Source organism: Arthrobacter sp. GAS37 (assembly GCF_044908325.1).
Classification (GTDB): Bacteria; Actinomycetota; Actinomycetes; order Actinomycetales; family Micrococcaceae; genus Arthrobacter; species Arthrobacter ramosus.
The window spans coordinates 1-18,960 of the sequence record NZ_JBIYDB010000013.1 but is presented as its reverse complement, the minus strand read 5'-3'; the positions used below and the strand labels follow the sequence as shown (position 1 = coordinate 18,960).

Annotated in this window: 16 protein-coding genes; 8 read left to right on the top strand and 8 right to left on the bottom strand. The window is 64.1% G+C overall.

The features are described from left to right. Window positions 1-161: 161 nt before the first annotated feature. Window positions 162-917, top strand: coding sequence for an IclR family transcriptional regulator (locus tag ABH924_RS12430; protein ID WP_404499202.1), 756 nt, complete (start codon window positions 162-164; stop codon window positions 915-917). Window positions 918-1,068: 151 nt separating this feature from the next. On the opposite strand, the gene ABH924_RS12425 is transcribed toward ABH924_RS12430, so the two are convergent. The 4 genes from ABH924_RS12425 to pucL all read right to left on the bottom strand — a co-directional run bounded on the left by ABH924_RS12425 (window position 1,069) and on the right by pucL (window position 6,313). Continuing rightward, complete coding sequence (locus ABH924_RS12425) at window positions 1,069-2,640, bottom strand: NCS1 family nucleobase:cation symporter-1 (RefSeq protein WP_404499200.1); 1,572 nt, start codon at window positions 2,638-2,640, stop codon at window positions 1,069-1,071. 177 nt (window positions 2,641-2,817) lie between these two features. Continuing rightward, window positions 2,818-3,642, bottom strand: a complete 825-nt coding sequence (locus tag ABH924_RS12420; protein WP_404499198.1) for a MurR/RpiR family transcriptional regulator — start codon at window positions 3,640-3,642, stop codon at window positions 2,818-2,820. Between the two features lie 100 nt (window positions 3,643-3,742). Next, complete coding sequence (locus ABH924_RS12415) at window positions 3,743-5,233, bottom strand: nucleobase:cation symporter-2 family protein (protein WP_404499196.1); 1,491 nt, start codon at window positions 5,231-5,233, stop codon at window positions 3,743-3,745. A 165-nt stretch (window positions 5,234-5,398) separates the two neighbouring features. Continuing rightward, complete coding sequence (gene pucL / locus ABH924_RS12410; protein WP_404499194.1) at window positions 5,399-6,313, bottom strand: factor-independent urate hydroxylase; 915 nt, start codon at window positions 6,311-6,313, stop codon at window positions 5,399-5,401. Window positions 6,314-6,740: 427 nt separating this feature from the next. Between pucL and ABH924_RS12405 the strand changes: the two genes are divergently transcribed. Continuing rightward, window positions 6,741-6,917 (top strand): hypothetical protein, encoded by a 177-nt coding sequence (locus tag ABH924_RS12405; RefSeq protein ID WP_269995742.1) that lies wholly within the window; start codon window positions 6,741-6,743, stop codon window positions 6,915-6,917. Window positions 6,918-7,049: 132 nt separating this feature from the next. On the opposite strand, the gene ABH924_RS12400 is transcribed toward ABH924_RS12405, so the two are convergent. Together ABH924_RS12400 and ABH924_RS12395 are read right to left on the bottom strand one after the other, a co-directional pair. After that, on the bottom strand, window positions 7,050-7,790 hold the full coding sequence (locus tag ABH924_RS12400; protein ID WP_404499192.1) for a DUF2510 domain-containing protein: 741 nt from the start codon (window positions 7,788-7,790) through the stop codon (window positions 7,050-7,052). 40 nt (window positions 7,791-7,830) lie between these two features. After that, on the bottom strand, window positions 7,831-9,306 hold the full coding sequence (locus tag ABH924_RS12395; protein WP_404499190.1) for an 8-oxoguanine deaminase: 1,476 nt from the start codon (window positions 9,304-9,306) through the stop codon (window positions 7,831-7,833). A 299-nt stretch (window positions 9,307-9,605) separates the two neighbouring features. On the opposite strand from ABH924_RS12395, the gene ABH924_RS12390 reads away from it, so the two are divergent. From ABH924_RS12390 to ABH924_RS12370, 5 genes are all read left to right on the top strand, one after another. After that, window positions 9,606-10,100, top strand: coding sequence for a nucleoside deaminase (locus ABH924_RS12390; RefSeq protein ID WP_234753431.1), 495 nt, complete (start codon window positions 9,606-9,608; stop codon window positions 10,098-10,100). Window positions 10,101-10,115: 15 nt separating this feature from the next. Beyond that, window positions 10,116-11,687: an NCS2 family permease gene (locus tag ABH924_RS12385; RefSeq protein ID WP_404499331.1), complete on the top strand. Its 1,572-nt coding sequence runs from the start codon at window positions 10,116-10,118 to the stop codon at window positions 11,685-11,687. Between the two features lie 315 nt (window positions 11,688-12,002). Continuing rightward, window positions 12,003-13,196 carry an XdhC family protein gene (locus tag ABH924_RS12380; protein WP_404499188.1) on the top strand — a complete coding sequence of 398 codons (1,194 nt, stop codon included), beginning with the start codon at window positions 12,003-12,005 and terminating at the stop codon, window positions 13,194-13,196. Then, window positions 13,187-14,128: an FAD binding domain-containing protein gene (locus ABH924_RS12375; protein ID WP_404499186.1), complete on the top strand. Its 942-nt coding sequence runs from the start codon at window positions 13,187-13,189 to the stop codon at window positions 14,126-14,128. Before ABH924_RS12380 ends, ABH924_RS12375 begins: the two co-directional genes overlap by 10 nt. 2 nt (window positions 14,129-14,130) lie before the next feature. Beyond that, window positions 14,131-16,950, top strand: a complete 2,820-nt coding sequence (locus ABH924_RS12370; RefSeq protein ID WP_404499184.1) for a molybdopterin-dependent oxidoreductase — start codon at window positions 14,131-14,133, stop codon at window positions 16,948-16,950. A 50-nt stretch (window positions 16,951-17,000) separates the two neighbouring features. Here ABH924_RS12370 and nboR read toward each other — a convergent pair whose 3' ends face one another. Continuing rightward, the gene (nboR, locus tag ABH924_RS12365; RefSeq protein ID WP_404499182.1) at window positions 17,001-17,630 is read right to left on the bottom strand and encodes a nicotine blue oxidoreductase; all 630 of its coding nucleotides are present in this window, start codon (window positions 17,628-17,630) and stop codon (window positions 17,001-17,003) included. Between the two features lie 202 nt (window positions 17,631-17,832). Between nboR and ABH924_RS12360 the strand changes: the two genes are divergently transcribed. Next, complete coding sequence (locus ABH924_RS12360; RefSeq protein WP_234753445.1) at window positions 17,833-18,024, top strand: YegP family protein; 192 nt, start codon at window positions 17,833-17,835, stop codon at window positions 18,022-18,024. A 57-nt stretch (window positions 18,025-18,081) separates the two neighbouring features. Here the strand turns inward: ABH924_RS12360 and ABH924_RS12355 are convergent. Next, window positions 18,082-18,960, bottom strand: an 879-nt coding sequence (locus tag ABH924_RS12355) for a transketolase-like TK C-terminal-containing protein (RefSeq protein ID WP_404499180.1), incomplete at its 5' end; no start/stop codon positions are given.

Below are 18,960 nucleotides of genomic sequence, written 5' to 3'. Positions count from 1 at the left end.
TGTTTTCGTATTATGGATATTATTATCTACAAAGTGGAAACACAAGCCCTGATTGATGGGCAAGCATTCCGGCGTCGCGTGCTGTATCTTGAGTGTTCTAAGCAATTCTTTTCACGATGCGGATAAGAGTTGTCGGATTCCGAGCCATAGGAGACAACGGAATGGCTGAAAAGCCCTCGGGAGGCGTGCAGTCCGTCGAGCGCGTCTTCGAACTGCTGGAACTCATCACTGACGCCGGCGGGGACGTCACGTTGAGCGAACTGTCGTCGTCGACAGACCTGCCGCTCCCCACCATCCACCGCCTGCTGCGCACCTTGGTGTCCCTCGGCTACATCCGGCAACTGCCCAATCGTCGCTACGCGCTTGGCCCTCGGCTCATCCGGCTTGGCGAAGGCGCCAACAAGCAACTCGGAGCCTTGGCGCGTCCCCAGTTGAAGTCCCTCGTGGACCGGCTCGGCGAAACGTCCAACATGGCCGTGCTGGATTCCGACATGGTCATCTACGTTGCCCAGGTTCCGTCACTGCACTCCATGCGCATGTTCACCGAGGTGGGCCGCCGCGCCCATATGCATGACACCGGCGTCGGGAAGGCCATCCTGGCCCAGCTGGATGACGAGGTGGTCCGGGGCATCGTGGCCCGCACGGGCATGCCGACTCCCACGGCAAAGAGCATCGGGGACATTGACTCCCTCCTCGCCGATTTGAACCGGATCCGCGAACGCGGCTACTCGATCGACGAGGAAGAGCAGGAGATCGGCGTCCGTTGCTTCGCGATGGCCGTCCCCAACGCTCCGACCCCGACCGCCATCTCCGTTTCCGGACCGGTCTCCCGGGTGGACCAGCACTTTGCCGACCGCGCCGTGCCCTTGCTGCGGGAAGCCGCCCTCGCAATCTCGGCCGAATTGAACCAGAACTAGGCGGTCCCAACGCTCGCTCACCTATGTCGGGTTTCCTGCGGACGCTCGCTCACCTATGCCGGGTTTCCTGCGGACGCTCGCTCACCCTTGGCCAAAAGGGGTCAAAAGTGAGCGAGCGTCCGGCGGTTCCTGTTTTCGTGAGGGCAGGCGCTCAGACGAGGGCGCCGTCGTTCGCTTCGACGCCGTTTGGCTCCAGGTTGATCATCGGAGAGCGCCTTTCGAAGTACCAGAAGGTCAACAGGCCCAAGGCGCAACCGAGGAACCAGCTGTAATTGCCGATCCACGTTGCGTTGACCGTGGTGGCTCCCGAGTCCAGGAGTGCCTTGGGGATCAGGACCGAGGCGATCGACACCACGCCGCTGATGGCCACCGCCATGACCGCGTTGGGGTTGTAGCCGTTGCGGAACCAATACTTGCCGCTTGGCTTCATCGTGTACATGTCCTCAACCCACACCTTCTGCTTTCCCACGAGGTAGTAGCCGGCGATCAGGATGCCGAAGAGCGGACCGATCAACGCTCCCAGCACGCCGAGGGTGTAGTGGATGGCGTCGTCGTTCGAGTACCAGTTCCAGGGGGTCAAGATGACGGATCCGACGGCGGCGATCATGCCACCCATGCGCCAGCTGATCTTCTGCGGGCTCACGTTGGAGAAGTCGAACGCGGGAGAGATGAAGTTGGCAACGATGTTGATGCCCACGGTCGCGATGACGAAGGTCAGTCCACCGAGCAGCACGGCGAACACCGAATCGATTTCCTGGACGGTCTTGACGGGGTCCGTGATGAGGTGACCGAAGACCGGGATGGTGGCTGACGCCGTGATGACCGTGAGCAGCGAGAAGAACAGGAAGTTGACGGGCAGACCCAGGAGGTTGCCCTTCTTCACTGCCTTGAAGCTCTTCCCGTAACGCGCGAAGTCGCCGAAGTTGAGCATGGGGCCGGAGAAATAGGACACCACCAAGGCGATCGCGGAAATCATGACCGGGATGGACGCAGCGAAGCCGAGCGGTTCGCCGGCGGACAGGTTCAGGCTGATGTTGCTGATGCCTGCCTTGGATACCAAGTAGATGGCAAGGACCAGCATGACCACGTATACGGCTGGACCGGCGAAGTCGATGAACTTGCGGATGCTTTCCATTCCGTTCCAGAACAATGCGGCCTGGGCTACCCAGAGGATTCCGTAGCAGATCCAACCCAGGGCCGAAAGGCCGAGGAAGCTGTATTGGTGGACGTCGTACAACGGTTTCATGGCCGGGAAGAACTTCAGGAACACGATCACCAGCGCTTCGGAGGCGAGGAAGGTCTGCACTCCGTACCAGGCGACGGCGATCAGGCCGCGGATGATGGCCGGGATGTTGGCGCCCTTGACGCCGAAGACCGCCCGGTTGATCACGGGGTACGGGACGCCTGTCTTTTGGCTGGGCTTCGCCACCAGGTTGCAAAAGACCTGGACAATGACGATGCCCACCAGCAGGGCCACCAACACTTGCCAGCTCGCCAACCCGAGGGCGAAGAGGCTGCCCGCCGTCACATAGCCGCCGATGCTGTGGACGTCTGACATCCAGAAGGCAAACAGGTTGTAGCTGCTCCAGCGCTGGTTCTTCAAGGGCGCCAGGTCTTCATTGCTGAGCCGTGGATCGCGGTGTGCGGCGGCTTCGTCAATCGGGCTGTCAAGGAGGGTGCCAGGCGCACCCGTTTGCTCTGGGGCGAGCTGTGCTTCAGCCATCGGTTCCTCGAATCAGGGTTTTCCACGACAGGGGCAGTCGTTTCACTGATTCAATTGAATGGAACAGATGTTTCAGCGTCGTTTCCGGGCCGCTAACTCTTCTTTACGCTTGCGGTCGCGGGTGCCAGCTCTTGCTGCGGCGGGGGTCCGCGTGTGGGGCGGACAATCGCCGTCGGACTACCGCCGCTCGATCTCTTCGAGTGAGTCGAACACCCCGGTGATTTCCAGGACGCGATCCCTTCCTGAACGGCCCTTCGCCGCCAACACGCCATTCGCGAGGACGCTCATGAGGCTCATGGCCGACGCATAGCTGTCAAAGGCGGCGCTGCCTTCCACCGGGCATTCGATCCAGAGGGAGGCATCGGCCGAAAGCCAGCGGGCGCTGGGGTCTCCGATCAGGATGGTGCTCGCGCCGGTGGCGGTAGCGGCCTTCAGGACGTGATGGAAACGGTCGGGCCTGCGCCGGAAGCCAAGCAGGACCACGACGTCGTTCCCGTCCAGTCCTGCCAGTTCTTCGCCCACGCTTTGGCCTGGCTGAGGGGCCAGATTTACTGAGGAACGGCATTGCAGAAGCTGCTGCCGGAGGTGGAGGGCTACGGGGAAACTGTTGCGGAAACCGATCAGCAGGACATTCCGGGCCTCAGCCAGTTGTTGTGCCACCTTGAGGAGGCGATCGTCGTCGAGCGTGTCGAAAAGGCGGTCCAGGTTCTGCTGTTCCTGTGCCAAATGCAGGGGGAGCCTGCCGTCGCCCTCCTGCCTGGCGAGCGGCACTCCGCTGGTCCTCAGGCTCCGGGTGTGTTCCTTGACCTCGCTGAAATCGGCGAATCCGAGGCGGCGGAAGAGCCTGCTCATGGTGGCCTTGGAAACGCCGCTCAGCTGGGCCAGCTCGGCCGCGTTGTAGACGGCAAGGTCGCCCAGACGGTCCAACAGGGTATCCGCGGCCTTTTGTTCCTGCGGCCCAAGCTCCGAGTAGTGTTGTTGGATTCGCTCATCGATCCTCATGAAACAACCGTCTCACGCGAAACCGTATCTCGCGCGAAATGGCAGGTGTTGCCCTTCTTGGGAATAGGGGCAGCACCTGCCAGTTCGGCGCAGAAAGCCGTTAGTGCTCGGCGGGGGTGTCCGACTTGAGCGGCACTTCTTTGCCTTCGGCGTCGATCAGTTTGCCGTTCTCGAAACGGTCGCCGTGCGCGAGGCAGGCAATGTCCGCTTCGCTGACCACGCGTCCCGTGCCTGCCACGAACACGGATTGGTTGTCCGAGTTGCCGGCCTTGAGATGGTTGAAGAGCACGTTCAGCAGGATCGCCATGATGGCTGCCGAGCTGATGCCCGAGTGGAAGATCGTGGAGAACCAGGACGGGAACTGGTCGTAGAACTTCGGGGCGGCGATCGGGATCATGCCGAAGCCGATGGACGCGGCCACGATGATCAGGTTCATATTGTTGCGGTACTCCACCTTGGAGAGCGTCCGGATGCCGCTTGCGGCCACAGTTCCGAAGAGTACGACGCCGGCGCCGCCCAGGACGGGCGTGGGAACCGCTGCGACAACTCGCCCGAGGACGGGCAGCAGTCCGAGGACCACCAGGATGAACCCGCCGGCGCTGACCACGAAGCGGCTCTTGATGCCGGTGATGGCCACGAGGCCGACGTTCTGGGCGAAGGCGCTCTGGGTGAAGGAATTGAAGATCGGGGAGATGGCGCTGGAGAGCATGTCCGCCCGGAGGCCGTTGCCGATACGGCGTGAATCGACTTTGGTTTCCACGATTTCCCCGACGGCGATGATGTCCGCCGAGGTTTCGGTCAGGGTGACCAGGATGACGATCAGCATCGAAACAATGGACGCGATTTCGAAGGTGGGAGCACCGAACGCGAACGGTGTGGGGAAGGCCACCACCGGACCTTGGCCAACCTTGGAGAAATCGGCCATGCCCGTGGCGAGGGCGATGACGGTCCCGATGACCATGGCAAGGAGGATGGACAGGCGCGAGATGGCCGCGTTGCCGACCTTGCTCAGGAGCAGGACGATGCCCATCGTGGCCGCGGCGAGTCCGATGTTTGCCACGCTGCCGTAGTTGGGTGCGGCGCTGTTGCCGCCCATGGCCCAGTTGGCCGCAACGGGCATGAGGGTCAGCCCGATGGTGGTGATGACGGTGCCTGTGACTACGGGTGGGAAGAATTTGATGATCTTGGAGAAAAGCGGTGTGATTACCAGGCCGATCAGGGACGCCACCATGACCGAGCCGAACACCGCCTGGATCCCGCCCCCGCCGTTGACGATCGCCACCATCGTGGAAACGCCGGCGAAGGACACGCCCTGGACCAGCGGCAGTTGCGATCCGAAGAACGGGATGCCGACAGTCTGCAGAATGGTGGCGAGGCCGCCGACAAACAGGCAGGCCGCGATCAGGAGGCCGATGTTCTGCGAGGACATGCCTGCGGCGGCTCCGATGATGAGGGGCGGGGCGATGATGCCGCCGTACATGGTCAAGACGTGCTGGAAGCCGTAGGCGAACGTGCTCCCGATCGAGAGTCGCTTGTCCTCGGGGCGGGCTGGCCCGGACGCTGCGGGGCGGGTTTTATTCTTCGTGTTCATGGCAGACTTTCTTGGTTCATGGCAGACGTCTTTGTCTGGCTAACTTTGTCTGGCTAACAATGTGGATTTTGGGTGCGAGTGATTGCCCAACTGACTCGCATTTGATGTCGTTTTGAGGCTCCATAACGACACTTGCTGCGAGTCAGTTGGGCGGGTACCTCGGGGTCAGCAGAAGCCGGCGATGCCGTTCCACGCAGCCGGGGCAGGTGTGGTGTTGTCGCGCTGGACCGTGGCTTCGATCAAGCCGTACGGACGGTCCGCGGCGAAGAAGACCTCGTTGGGGTTGTCGAGGCCGAACGGGCTGAGGTCAACCAGGAAGTGGTGCTTGTTGGGCATCGAGAACTTGATCTCGTCCACTTCGCTGTGGGCCTCCAGGACCTTCTTGCCCATGTCGAACAGGGTCTGCTGCAGGGCGTGGGAGTAGTTCTCCGTGAAGCCTTCCAGGAGCAGGGCCTTGATGTCCTCATAGCTCTTGTTGAAGTCGGTCCCGGCAACGTCGAGCCCGGCGCTGTAGCGCCAGCGGGCCGAGACATCGGTGGCGAGGATGCGGTCCGTGGTCTCGGGCAGCGTGGTGTACCGGTCGCGGGGGTAGCCCACGAAGCCGGACTGCGTGGTCTTGAGGACGGTCAGGTCCTTGAGGCCGGAGATGACGTGCGTTGTGTTGCCTTCACGGACCACGACGGCGGTGCGGACTTCCTGGCCCTTGCGGACAAAGCTGTGGTCGTGTTCGGAGCCGTGTGCCTGGATGCGGTCCCAGGTGTAGGCCTCGGCTTCCCAGCGGCCGCCCGTAACCCACTCGAAGCCTGAGGTGAAGTGTTCGCTCAGGCGCAGGAGGAAGGCTTCGGGGGAGCCGATACCGTCGCGGGCAAAGGCGTAGATGGTGTTCTTCTGGGTGTCCGTGGCGACGACGTGTGCGTTGTCGCCTTGGAGGTGCGCAGCCTGGAAGTCGCCACGCAATTGCGAGGTGACGTTAAGGTCTTCGACCTGGTGGCGGTCGGTGTCGCGGGTGACTTTGACGACGCGGACTTCTGCCTTGCCGTACTGGTTGTCGCCGAGGACGATGTTGTTGCTCATGGTCATATCCCAACTTCTGTGAGGTGGAACCACTAAGGTCCACCAATGAAATTAAGCGCGTGTTTCATACGCGTTTCTGGTGGAGCCGACCCAACAAAAAAGAGCCGGCATCCGTTGATGCCAGCTCATTACGACCCTGCCTGCTGCTCCCAGGTTACGTGACCTGCGCCACGAATTGAAGAAAGCGTAGCTCACGTCTGCCAGTGGTGTACATCACTTCCGGAGAATCGTTATCTACTTTCTGATTGTGACCGACGGCGGCTGGCCGCAGGGGCATGGTCCCGTGGGCGCCTCTTGACGTGGTTCGGGAATCCCCCCTACCATTTCCATATAACAAAAAATGTTTTCCAATATGCGGAAAATGTGAAGAACCTGACGAAGGGCCTGAACCGCATCGCCACGGAGAACTTGAGCGCATGAAATAGGAGGACAGATGGACTCGCAGGATAAGAACAACGTCGTGGAATTCCCCGCGCCCGGCCAGGAACTGTACCTGCCGTTCGGCGCTACGGATCCTGACTTCTACATTCCGGCCGACTGCGACCGCATGCCCGGGACTTTCTCCCGTTGGCTGCGCGCCCTTCCGGTATTCGGCCGGCAGCGTTCCTAGGGCTCCTGCCCCTGGGGATGGGGGACTCTGCGCAACAGAGCCAAAAGGGCGGGCGGCACCTGGGGAGGTGCCGCCCGCCGCTTTGCGTCGTGGCGCCGCTTTGTTCGTGGGACAGAAATTTCGCCCGGGAACCTACATTGGCAGGGCCTTGGCGATGGTCGAAACGATCATGCCCGCTTTGACGGACACGAGGATCAGGCTCACGGCGGTCAGGCCAATCAGTGCCCAAACCGGTGCGAGTCCGCGCTGCGGGGCGACCTTGTGGACGATCACTGAACGGCCCACCACGTAGACTCCGGCGCCCAGGAAGGCCCACGCCCAGTGGAAGGGGCGCACCACACCGTCCCTCTGCAGCTTTTGCCAGTCGAGGTAGGACAAGAGAACGCTGACCCCGTAGATGAACCAGGACGAGATAACCAGCAGGAAATACGGAACGCTGAACGCGCTGGGATCGAGGGTGGGTACGGTCCGAGCGCCGACATATCGCAGGTGGAAGACCGGATTCCAGAGCATCAGGATAATCAGTGTGATCACCGGCAGCAGCGTGACGAGCCAGATAAACGGATTGTAGACCGGCGTCTGCTTGCTGATTTCCGGGCGCGGCGCGGGCTGGACCGGTCCCGCGTATTGCCCAGGTCCCGCGTATTGCCCGGGTCCGGCGTATTGCCCGGGCCGCGCGGCCGCGGGCCACGCCGCGCCGGGCTGACCAGCACCGGGCTGACCTGCTCCTGCTTGGGCCCCGCCGGTCTGGGCCGGTGGGTTCCAAGCGTCTCCAGTCCAGGCGTTACCGTCCCACCACCGTAGTTGCCCGGAGCCCGAGGGGTCCGGGTACCAACCTGGAGGAGTCGGCGTGTTGTGCTGGGGGACGGTCATGATTTGCCTCCTGATCTACGACCTAATCGAGAGGCTACTCCTAACCGCTGACGATTTTCTGTGCGGCGGCTGAGTGTTTGGCAATAAGTTCCGGGATGTCCAGACCCGGAATCTGGCCGTCCATAACGCGCCACTTGCCGCCCACCATGACGCGGTCGGCGCGGTCCGCCGCGCAGAGCAACAATGCCGCGACGGGATCATGGCTGCCGGAGAAGCGCAGCCCCTCGGGCTTGAACAAGGCAAGGTCTGCCTGCATCCCGGGAGCAATCTGGCCGATATCGGTGCGGCCCAACACTGCAGCGGATCCCCGCGTCGCCCAGCCGAGCGCACGCTCCACCGGGACGTCCGCGCCATAGCGCAGCCGCTGCAGATACAGCGCTTGCCGCGCTTCGAGGATCATGTTGGAGGCATCGTTCGACGCCGAACCGTCCACTCCCAGCCCTACCGGAACCCCGGCGGCCTCAAGTTCCAGCACCCGTGCGGTGCCGGACGCGAGCCGCATGTTCGACGTCGGGCAGTGCGCGACGGCGGTGCCCGCGGCACCCAGCCGGGCGATCTCGTCGTTGTCGAAATGGATCCCGTGGCCAAGCCAAGTGCGCTTTCCGAGCCAGCCGACGCTGTCCAGATAATCCACGGTGCGCAACCCGAACATCTCGCGGCAGAAATCTTCCTCGTCGATGGTTTCCGCGAGGTGCGTGTGAAGCCGGACATCCAGCCGTTCGGCCATGGCAGCGCTCTCGGCCATGATCTCCCGGGTCACCGAGAACGGCGAGCAAGGGGCCAAGGCAATCTGGATAACTGCGCCGTCTCCGCGTTCGTGGTACTTCCCGATCAGCCGTTCGCTGTCCGCGAGGATCACCTCCGGGCGCTGCACCGTGGATCGAGGCGGCAGGCCGCCGTCGTCCTCGCCCAGCGTCATGGACCCGCGGGTGAGCGTGGCGCGCATGCCGACTTCACGCACGACGCCGACCTCGACGTCGATCGCGTCCTCAAGTCCCGCGGGGAAGAGGTAGTGGTGGTCGGCCGCCGTGGTGCAACCGGAAAGCAGGAGTTCCGCAAGCGCAACTTTCACGGCAAGTTCGAGGCTGTCCGGCGTCAGTCGCGCCCACACGGGATAGAGGTTCTGCAGCCATGGAAACAGGGGGACGTTGGCCACCGGACCCCAGGCGCGGGTGAGCGTTTGGTAGAAGTGGTGGTGCGTGTTGATGAGCCCTGGCAGCAGGACGTGGCTGCCGGCGTCGAAAGTTTCATGGCACGGCGCGGATGGACGCTTTCCGGCGGGGACGAGCTCGGCGATTTTCCCATCGCTGACCACGATGCCGCCGCGGGCGTCGAGCCCGTTGGCGGTGAACACATCGAGGGGATTCTTGATCCAGAGCCGGGAAGAGGCTGGATCCGTCGCCGGGGCTGCTGGCTGGAAATCGGATTTCGGGGACACGGGAATCCTTGTCTGGTCGGCGTAGTTGCGTTCCAGCTCAGTGGTTCCTGTCTGCTGATCCAGGTTCCGGCGGGTCATCCCTGCCGATGGCACCCAGCGTAAGTGGCTCGCCGAAGTGCGTCAATGTGACTGACGTCGAGATACCGTCGCCGGGCGAGAATTTCACATGTCGAAACTTTTTTTCCAGAAACTATGGCGCGGCTCACATCTCCGGTGCTAATCTCAATTTGCCAAAGGCGGGCACCCGGACTCCGGGAAGCTATCTACCAGGCGAAACCTTCAAAAGCACGCGCTGAAGCCTGGTAATCGCAGCACTGGTCTGTCACGTTCAGATGCCTCCCTGGTTACAGGCTTCCTCAGCACAAAGGAAGTCGCACATGAGTACCACCGTCACGGCCGAACATTTCTTGGCCACCTCCATTGAGCTGGCAACAGCCAATGTCCTCAACAGCGGCGGGCCGTTCGGGGCCGTCATTGTCACCGCGGACGGCCGCGCCTTCGAAGGCGTCAACCGCGTCACCGCAAGCAACGACCCCACGGCGCACGCCGAGGTCACCGCCATCCGCAATGCCTGCCGCGAGCTCGGCACCTTCGATCTCAGCGGAGCCACCCTCTACACGAGCTGCGAGCCATGCCCCATGTGCCTGGCCTCGGCTCTCTGGGCACGCATTGACAATGTGGTGTTCGCAGCAGACCGGCACGACGCCGCCTCCGTCGGCTTTGACGACGCCGTCTTCTACGAATACTTCGAGAACGAAGACCGGGACAAGCTCATGCCGGTCCGCAAACTGGAACTGGGCGACCCCCAGGCACCGGCCATCCTGGAACCGTTCAACACCTGGAACACGCTTGACTCCAGGATTGACTACTAGGGCCCGGTGGCTGAAATGACAATCCTGGACCCCGCAGAAATGCGAACGGCAACTGAAAAGCAGGCTGCGCCCTTGGGCGCAGGGCAGACAGATGCACGCGAAAAGCACACGGCAACCGGACTGGCACAGCGGGGCAGCAGCCCCAAGCCCCCGGCGTCGAACTCCTTCCTGGATCGTTTCTTCCAGATCACCAAGCGTGGCTCCACGCTGGCCCGCGAATTCCGCGGCGGCATCGTCACGTTCTTCACGATGGCCTACATCGTTATCCTCAACCCACTGATTCTGGGCGGATTCTCAGCCCAGAACGCACCCACGGATGTGGCGGGCGGATGGTTGTCCGCAGCGCAGGTGGGGGCAGTCACCGGCCTCACCGCCGGCGTCATGACGGTCCTCTTCGGCCTTATCGCGAACCTGCCGTTCGGGCTCGCCGCAGGCTTGGGAATCAACTCGTTCCTCGCAGTCGCCGTCATCCACGAAGTCACCTGGCCGGAAGCCATGGGCCTGGTGGTCATCAACGGCATCCTGATTGTCCTGTTCGGCGTCACGGGTGCCCGGACCGCGATCTTCAAGGCTGTCCCCAAGGAACTCAAGGCCGCCATCACCGTTGGCATCGGCCTGTTCATCGCCTTCATCGGCTTCGTCGATTCCGGCTTCGTCCGCGCCACAAAAGGCGGACCGCCGGTACAGCTCGGCAACGATGGTTCCATCACCTCTATACCAACCCTTGTTTTCATTGTCGGTCTGCTGGTCATGGGAATCCTCGTGGCCCGTAAGATCCAGGGCGGCCTCCTGATCGGAATCGTCGCCACCACGGTCCTCGCCGCCGTCGTCGAGGCCGTCATGCACATCGGGCCTGGCAGCGCCGCCAATCCCGGTGGCTGGCACCTCAACACCCCGGTACTGTCCGGCCAGCTGGTTTCCGCACCGGACTTCAGCCTGGTGGGCCACTTCGACCTCTTCGGCTCGTTCTCGAGGATCGGCGGCCTGGCGGCCACGATGCTGGTGTTCACCCTGGTGTTCACCAACTTCTTCGACGCCATGGGCACCATGACCGGTCTCGCCAAGAGCGCCGGCGTGGCATACAAGGACGGGACGTTCCCCAAGCTCAAGTCGGCCTTCATCGTCGAAGGCCTGGGTGCGGTAGCCGGCGGCGCGACGTCGGGCTCGTCCAACACCGTATACATCGACTCCGCTGCCGGGATTGGCGAAGGCGCCCGCACGGGCCTGGCATCGGTAGTCACCGGGCTGCTGTTCCTGGGATCGATGTTCCTGACCCCGCTCACCAGCGTGGTTCCGCTCGAGGTCGCAGCCGCAGCGTTGGTGGTGGTGGGCGCCATGATGATGGCGCAGATCCGCGAGATCAAGTTCTCCAAGTTCTCCGTGGCCCTGCCCGCCTTCCTCACCATCGTCACCATGCCGCTGACGTACTCCATCGCCAACGGCATCGGTGTCGGATTCATCTCCTGGGCCGTGATCCATGCGGCCTCGGGGAAGGGCAAGAAAGTCCATCCCCTCATGTGGGTGGTGACCGTGGGCTTCTTGGTCTACTTTGCCCGCGGGCCGATCAGCGCCCTCTTGGGATCATGACCGAGGGCAGCCGGCCAGGAGCGTAGCCGGCCATTGAGGCGGCGGTCCGGCCGCAAGTCACCGCAATGAATAGGCGTCCGCCGATCGTCCCCAAGCGCATAGCGCGGACGACGACGGCGGGCGGCGGTGGGGTGCGGCTGCTCCGCCAAGGACCGGGGTGGGAAATGAGAGGCCCGCCCCGGTCCTCTTCACGCAACGGTTGCCTGTTTACCCGAAGCTCTCCTGTACAGACGCAAGGAATGAGAATATGAGGCAAGATCGCACACTGCCCCGGGCGGGTCTCCGTTCCGGGACCTCGGTAAAGGAGGTGTTGCCATGCTGGATTTGATGCCTTCGCTGGTCACGTGGCGGCCCGCGGTCTCCGGGCAGCGATGCGCCGTCGCCACGATCGTGGCCGCGGGAGGTTCCGTGCCCCGGCCGCTCGGCACGTCCATGCTGGTTTCCGAACACGGCGACGTCCTTGGCAGCCTCTCTGGCGGCTGCGTGGAAGGCGCCGTGGTGGAGGCCGCGCTTCAAGCAATGCACGACGGCGGCAGCCGCCTTGAGTCGTTCGGCTACAGCGCCGAGGACGCGTTCGCCGTCGGGCTCACGTGTGGCGGCGAGCTGGAAGTCCACATCCAGCCGACCGGGGCCGCCGGGCTGGACCTGGATTGGTTGAACACCGTGAGCGGCTTGCAGTCCTCCCTGGCACTCATCCGCAGGCTCGACGCTGCGGGAGGCGCCGTCGTCGTTCCTGATCCGGCGCGTTTCTCCGCCGCAGGTTCACGGGAACTTTCGGCCCTTCTTGGCGGGGATGACGCCGTGATCCGCGCCGCTGCAGCCCAGCTCGAGCCACTCCTGCATGGTGGCCGCGCAGGGCTGGTGCGGCTCGCTCCGGCCGAAGGCTGCGGGGGCTCCGCGCCGGAAGCCGAACCCATTACCCTCTTCGTGGAAAGCCGCTTGCCCGCGGCCCGCATGCTGATCTTTGGCGCCAACGACTTCGGCGCGGCATTGCTCCCCGCCGGGAAACTCCTGGGTTACGAGGTCACTTTGTGCGATGCGCGGCCCGCGTTTTCGAGCCAGGGCCGTTTCCTCGCTGCAGACCACCTCGTCACCGACTGGCCGCACCGGTACCTTGCCGCAGAAGCAGCCGCCGGCCGGGTCGATTCCCGAACCGTGGTGTGCGTGCTGACCCACGATCCCAAATTCGATATTCCCCTGCTGGAAACAGCCCTCGCTTTGGACCTCGCCTATGTGGGAGCCATGGGTTCGAGGCGCAGCCACCGGCAGCGGATCGACGGACTTCTGGCTCGCGGCATCTCGGTCGAGGCCCTCGGACGCCTGCATTCGCCGATCGGACTGGACCTTGGTGCCGTCACTCCCGCCGAAGTGGCCGTTTCCATTACCGCCGAAATCCTCGCGTCCCGCGCTCCGCACCCGGCCTCTGCCTGGGGTTCGCTCAAGGACGGAAGCGGGCCGATCCATCAGACCAGCACCCCCGAACAAAGCAAGGTGACCCCATGGACATGAACACCATCGAGTCCGTGGTTGCCACCACGGATCCAGGCCAGTGGCGCGAGGGCGACGCCTGGCTCGCCGGCGGCACGGTCTTGTTCTCCTACGGCAGTCCGGTGGGCAGCGAAGAGCCGCTCAAGCGGTTACTCGATCTGGGGCAAACAGGCTGGCCGGCCGTAACCGTGAGCGACGCCGGCATTGAGTTGGCCGCCACCTGCACGGTCGCCGAGCTCTACGCTCTCCCGGTGTCTGACGACGTGGCCGGCCGGAACTGGCCGGGACTGGACCTTTTCCGCCCGTGCTGCGACTCTTTCGTGGCCTCCTTCAAGGTATGGAACATGTCCACCGTTGGCGGCAATGTGTGCACTTCGCTCCCGGCCGGGCCGATGATTTCACTGTGCGCCGGCCTGGATGCCAGGGCCACCATCCTCGGCCGGCACGGCAGCAGCCGCACCGTTCCCGCGGCCGAGTTCGTCACCGGGGACGGGAAGAACCGCCTGGCACCCGGCGAGCTCCTGCGCAGCATCCAGCTGCCGGCGTCGGCCTTGGCGGCGAAGGTGGCCTTCCGCCGGCTCTCGCTGAGCAATCTCGGGCGATCCGGGGTGCTGCTGATCGGAAGGCTCGACGCCGATGGCGGCCTGGTCCTCACCGTCACCGCTGCCACTAAACGGCCCGTACAGCTGCGGTTCGCCGCCGCGGAGTTGCCGGACGCCGAGCGGCTGGCCGCCGCCGTCGGGCATTCAATCCCCACGGAGCTGTACCACGACGACATCCATGGGCTCCCGGAATGGCGCCGCGACATGACGTTCCGGCTCGCCGAGGAGATCCGCGCGGAACTGTGCGGTCCGGTTTCAGGCGAGGGACCGCTCACGGTCTCGGGCGATTTCTGGCCACCGCACGCCACCTCGCCGCAACCATCCACCCAACCCGCACAGAAGGAGGCCTGAGCATGGCAATCGAGATCAACGGAACTGCCACCGAGGCCGCACCCCGCCCGGGCCAGTGCCTTCGGACGTTCCTGCGTGAACAGGGAAACTTCGGGGTCAAGAAAGGGTGCGACGGAGGGGACTGCGGTGCGTGCACCGTCCACGTGGACGGAAAACCCGTGCACAGTTGCATCTACCCGGCCGTCCGCGCCGAAGGGCACTCGGTCACCACCATCGAGGGGTTGTCGAGTGGGGAAGAGCTGCATCCGGTACAGGAGCAGTTCCTCGAAAACCAGGGCTTCCAGTGCGGCTTCTGCACAGCGGGCATGATGATGACCGCCGCCACCTTCGACGAGGAACAGAAAGAAAACCTCCCGCGAAACCTCAAGGGAAACCTGTGCCGCTGCACGGGTTACCGCTCTATCGCGGACGCCGTGTGCGGTAGTCACAATCATTCGCCCGACGGCGGTGCGGCGGGCGCGGCAGTCATGCCCACCTCAGGCCAGCTCGGCGACAACGTTCCCGCGCCTGCGGGACGCGCCGTCGTCACCGGCACCGCCCGCTATACGCTCGACGTCCCCGCGGAACAACTCCCGGGACTGCTGCATCTCAAGTTGCTGCGCTCGCCGCACGCGCACGCCCGGATTGTGTCCATCGATACGACGGCGGCCCTCCAAGTACCCGGCGTCGTCGCGGTTTTCACCCATGAGGACGCGCCGGCCCGGTTGTTCTCAACTGCCCAGCATGAGCTTTACACCGACGATCCCGACGATACCCGTGTCCTCGACAACGTGGTGCGCTTCATCGGCCAGCGGGTTGCCGCCGTCGTCGCCGAATCGGTGGGCGCAGCGGAAGCCGGGGCCCGGGCCATCAAAGTGGAGTACGAACTCCTGGACGCTGTCTTCTCGCCGCAGGATGCGGTGCTGCCCGGTGCACCCGCGATCCACGGAGAGAAGGACGGGGAAACGGCCCGGATATCCCGCCCACAGGACAACGTCGTGGCGGAGGTCCATTCCGAGCTGGGGAACGTTGAAGCCGGATTCGCAGCGGCCGACTTCATCCACGAGAACACGTACCAAACCCAGCGCGTTCAGCACGTCGCGATGGAAACGCACTGCTCCATCGCCTGGGTGGAACCCTCTGAGAAGCCCGGGGAAGAGCGGCTCATGGTGCGTTCCTCCAGCCAGGTCCCGTTCCTGGTCCGGCGCACCCTCGCCCGCGTCTTCGATCTTCCCGAAGACCGAATCCGCGTGGTGGCCGGCCGTGTGGGCGGCGGTTTCGGCGGAAAGCAGGAAGTCCTCGCTGAGGACCTCGTGGCCATGGCGGCCCTCAAGCTCCGCCGGCCTGTGCAAGTGGAGTTCACCCGCACCGAGCAATTCACCGCCACCACCACGCGCCACCCCTTCACCATCAAGGTCAAGGCCGGGACAAGCCGGGACGGCCACCTGACGGCGATGCAGCTGGACGTGGTCACCAACACCGGTGCGTACGGAAACCACGCGCCAGGAGTGATGTTCCACGGTTGCGGCGAGTCCCTGGCCGTCTACAAATGCGCCAACAAGAAAGTGGATGCACAGGCCGTCTACACCAACACGGTCCCGGCCGGCGCCTTCCGTGGCTACGGCCTGAGCCAGATGATCTTCGCGATCGAATCGGCCGTGGACGAACTCGCCGTTGGTATCGGCATGGACCCCCTGGAGTTCCGGCTCAAGAACATGGTCCGTCCCTGTGACGACATGCTCTCCACGAACCCGGAACCGGAAGAGGACGTGTTCTACGGGAGCTACGGACTGGACCAGTGCGTAGCGTTGGTCCGGGATGCCCTCGAGCGCGGCGGCCAACGCTACCGGGACGCCGGGCTCGACGATCTCGGTCCGGAGTGGGTCACCGGTGTCGGCTCCGCGCTGTCCATGATCGACACCGTTCCGCCCCGCGGGCACTTCGCCCACACGCGCCTCAGGCTCCTGCCGGACGGTACGTTCGACGCCGCCGTCGGGACCGCAGAATTCGGCAACGGCACCACCACGGTCCACGCCCAGCTGGCGGCGACCGCTCTGTCCACCGCCGCGGCGAGCGTGGCCGTGCGCCAGTCCGATACGGATCTCGTGGAGCACGATACCGGGGCATTCGGCTCCGCAGGCACCGTGGTGGCCGGGCAGGCGACCTTGCTCGCGGCGCAGGAACTCGCGCTGCGGATCCGGGCAGTGGCTGCCGGAATCGCGGGTGTTTCGGAGGCGGACTGCGTGCTCGAAGACGGCGCCGCGCGCTGCGGTGAGCGGGTCTTGGCGCTCGCGGACGTGCACGACGCCGCGCAGCAGCAGGGCGTGGAACTCGCCACCGAGGGGCGTTGGGGTGGAACCCCGCGTTCGGTGGCCTTCAACGTCCACGGATTCCGGGTGGCCGTAAACACCGGAACGGGGGAGCTGAGGATCCTGCAGAGCGTCCAGGCGGCCGATGCCGGCGTCGTGGTCAATCCACGGCAATGCCGCGGCCAGGTGGAAGGCGGAATCGCCCAGGCGTTGGGTGTCGCGCTGTATGAGGAAGTCCGCGTGAACGACGTCGGCCGGGTCACCACCGACATCCTGCGGCAGTACCACATCCCTTCCTTCGCGGACGTGCCACGCAGCGAGGTCTATTTCGCGAAAACGAATGACCAGATGGGGCCGCTCGGTGCGAAGTCCATGAGCGAGAGCCCCTTCAATCCGGTGGCACCCGCGCTGGCCAACGCCATCCGGAACGCCACCGGGGTGAGGTTCGTGGCCCTCCCCATCGCCCGGGACAAGATTTACCTGGCGCTCAAGGACGCCGACGCCTCCACCCCCACCCAACTGGCTCGCATTTAATGTCGTTATGAGCCCTCATAACGACAACAACTGCTAGCTAGTTGGGGTGGCTAGTCGCCGAGGAGGTGCAGCTTGTCCTTCGTGTCCACGTCGGCTCCGTCGGCGAGGTCGCTGCAGTCGACGACGTCCACCAGCCCAGGGTGCGCTTTGAGGAAACGGCGTGCTCCGGCGTCGCCCACGGCGGACTCGGCGACGTCGGCACGGAGGCTGGCGTCGATGATCAAGGGGTGGCCGCGCCGGAGTTTTGTTGTGGTGCTGCCGTGGTGGACAGTGTCCGGGTATCCCGCTGCCGTCACACGGCCGGCTTGGTGCGCGGCCAGCAGCCGGGCGACGACGCCGGGGGTCAACCCGGGCTGGTCCACCAGAGTCACCATGACGTTGTGGCCGTGGGTAGCCGCCGCAACACCAGTACGAAACGAGCTGGACATGCCGGACGCCCACTCCGGGTTGTCCACCACGAGGTACCCGCCCAGGTCCGTCGTGCCTCGGACATCCTCGGCTCCGGCCCCGAGCACCACGACGACCTCGAGGCACCCGCCGTCGAGCAATGTCTTGGCGAGTACCTCCACCAAGGTGTGGCCGCGGAAGGGCAGCAGCGCCTTGGGGCCGAGGCCCAGGCGCGTCCCTGCGCCGCCGGCCAACAGCACACCAGTGGTGGGCACGGAGGTCGAATCGTTCATGGGGTTCACCCTATCCATGTGCCCCCGCGAGATCTCTAGGTTCACCTTGCATTCCCATATAGGTCTACCGAAAAAGGTTGAATATTACCCATGGGTAGGCCTTCTGGCAGGCTCCCATGGCCGATATTCTCTTATGGACTTCACGAGAGTCAGTGGTCATCGAAGGGGATGCAATGACGCATCCGCGGTGGAAAGAGGTTTTATGTCTGGCATTTTCGAAATCTTGACAGCGGGGGAGCAGTCGTTCCGTTTCCGGTTGAAGGCTGATGATGGAACGGTAGTGGCGGTATCGCCCAAGTTCCCGGATATAGCGGCCCTTGTGGCCGGTATCAACGCAGTCAGGGAGAATGCCGCCACAGGATTCGTGGTGGATCGCCGCTCGCTCGGAGCGTGACAGCAAATCGGCGGTAGTGCTCTAAGAGCACTACCGCCGATTCTTTTTTACAGCTGTTTAGGAGTCGCCCCCCGAACCGCCGGTGGTGCCGGCAGTCACGTCGAGGAGCTTGTACCGGTCAATGGCGTACGACGGCGCACCCGGGTCAACTTCGCCTCGGCGGGCGAGGAGTTGCAGGGCTTTCACGACGATGGAGTGGGTGTCGTTTTTGAAGAAGCGGCGTGCGGCCTGGCGGGTGTCGGAGAATCCGAAGCCGTCGGCGCCGAGGGAGGCGAATTCGTTGGGGATGAATTGGCGGATCTGGTCCGGGACGGCCTTCATGTAGTCGGTGACGGCGATGACCGGTCCGGTGGCGCCGGCGAGTTGCTGGGCGACGAACGGGGTGCGGGGTTCTTCGCCGGGGTTCAGGAAGGCGTGTTCTTCGGCGGCGAGTCCGTCGCGTCGGAGTTCGTTCCAGGAGGTCACGGACCACACGTCCGCGGAGACTCCCCAGTCCTGGGCGAGGAGTTTCTGGGCTTCCAGGGCCCAGGGGACCGAGACGCCGGAGGCCAGGAGCTGGCTCTTGGGGCCTTCAGCGCTCGACGCCGATAGCCGGTAGATGCCCTTCAAAACACCGTTTACATCGAGGTTCTCGGGCTCGTTCGGCTGGGTGATGGGTTCGTTGTATACGGTGAGGTAGTACATCAGGTTTCTATCGGATGCGGGTCCGGTTCCTTCGCCGCTTGCGGCCGGTCCGTACATGCGTTCGAGTCCGTCGCGGATGATGTGGCCGATTTCGTAGCCGTAGGCGGGGTCGTAGGTGAGCACGGCGGGGTTGGTGGAGGCCAGGATGGGGGAGTGGCCGTCGGCGTGCTGGAGTCCTTCGCCGGTGAGGGTGGTCCGTCCTGCGGTGGCGCCGATGATGAAGCCGCGGGTCATCTGGTCCGCGGCGGCCCA

Excerpts from the sequence above, each read along its gene's own strand:
- ABH924_RS12430 (WP_404499202.1), top strand. The coding sequence starts at position 162 with ATGGCTGAAAAGCCCTCGGGAGGCGTGCAGTCCGTCGAGCGCGTCTTC.
- ABH924_RS12425 (WP_404499200.1), bottom strand. The coding sequence starts at position 2,640 with ATGGCTGAAGCACAGCTCGCCCCAGAGCAAACGGGTGCGCCTGGCACC.
- ABH924_RS12420 (WP_404499198.1), bottom strand. The coding sequence starts at position 3,642 with ATGAGGATCGATGAGCGAATCCAACAACACTACTCGGAGCTTGGGCCG.
- ABH924_RS12415 (WP_404499196.1), bottom strand. The coding sequence starts at position 5,233 with ATGAACACGAAGAATAAAACCCGCCCCGCAGCGTCCGGGCCAGCCCGC.
- pucL (WP_404499194.1), bottom strand. The coding sequence starts at position 6,313 with ATGACCATGAGCAACAACATCGTCCTCGGCGACAACCAGTACGGCAAG.
- ABH924_RS12405 (WP_269995742.1), top strand. The coding sequence starts at position 6,741 with ATGGACTCGCAGGATAAGAACAACGTCGTGGAATTCCCCGCGCCCGGC.
- ABH924_RS12400 (WP_404499192.1), bottom strand. The coding sequence starts at position 7,790 with ATGACCGTCCCCCAGCACAACACGCCGACTCCTCCAGGTTGGTACCCG.
- ABH924_RS12395 (WP_404499190.1), bottom strand. The coding sequence starts at position 9,306 with ATGACCCGCCGGAACCTGGATCAGCAGACAGGAACCACTGAGCTGGAA.
- ABH924_RS12390 (WP_234753431.1), top strand. The coding sequence starts at position 9,606 with ATGAGTACCACCGTCACGGCCGAACATTTCTTGGCCACCTCCATTGAG.
- ABH924_RS12385 (WP_404499331.1), top strand. The coding sequence starts at position 10,116 with ATGACAATCCTGGACCCCGCAGAAATGCGAACGGCAACTGAAAAGCAG.
- ABH924_RS12380 (WP_404499188.1), top strand. The coding sequence starts at position 12,003 with ATGCTGGATTTGATGCCTTCGCTGGTCACGTGGCGGCCCGCGGTCTCC.
- ABH924_RS12375 (WP_404499186.1), top strand. The coding sequence starts at position 13,187 with ATGGACATGAACACCATCGAGTCCGTGGTTGCCACCACGGATCCAGGC.
- ABH924_RS12370 (WP_404499184.1), top strand. The coding sequence starts at position 14,131 with ATGGCAATCGAGATCAACGGAACTGCCACCGAGGCCGCACCCCGCCCG.
- nboR (WP_404499182.1), bottom strand. The coding sequence starts at position 17,630 with ATGAACGATTCGACCTCCGTGCCCACCACTGGTGTGCTGTTGGCCGGC.
- ABH924_RS12360 (WP_234753445.1), top strand. The coding sequence starts at position 17,833 with ATGTCTGGCATTTTCGAAATCTTGACAGCGGGGGAGCAGTCGTTCCGT.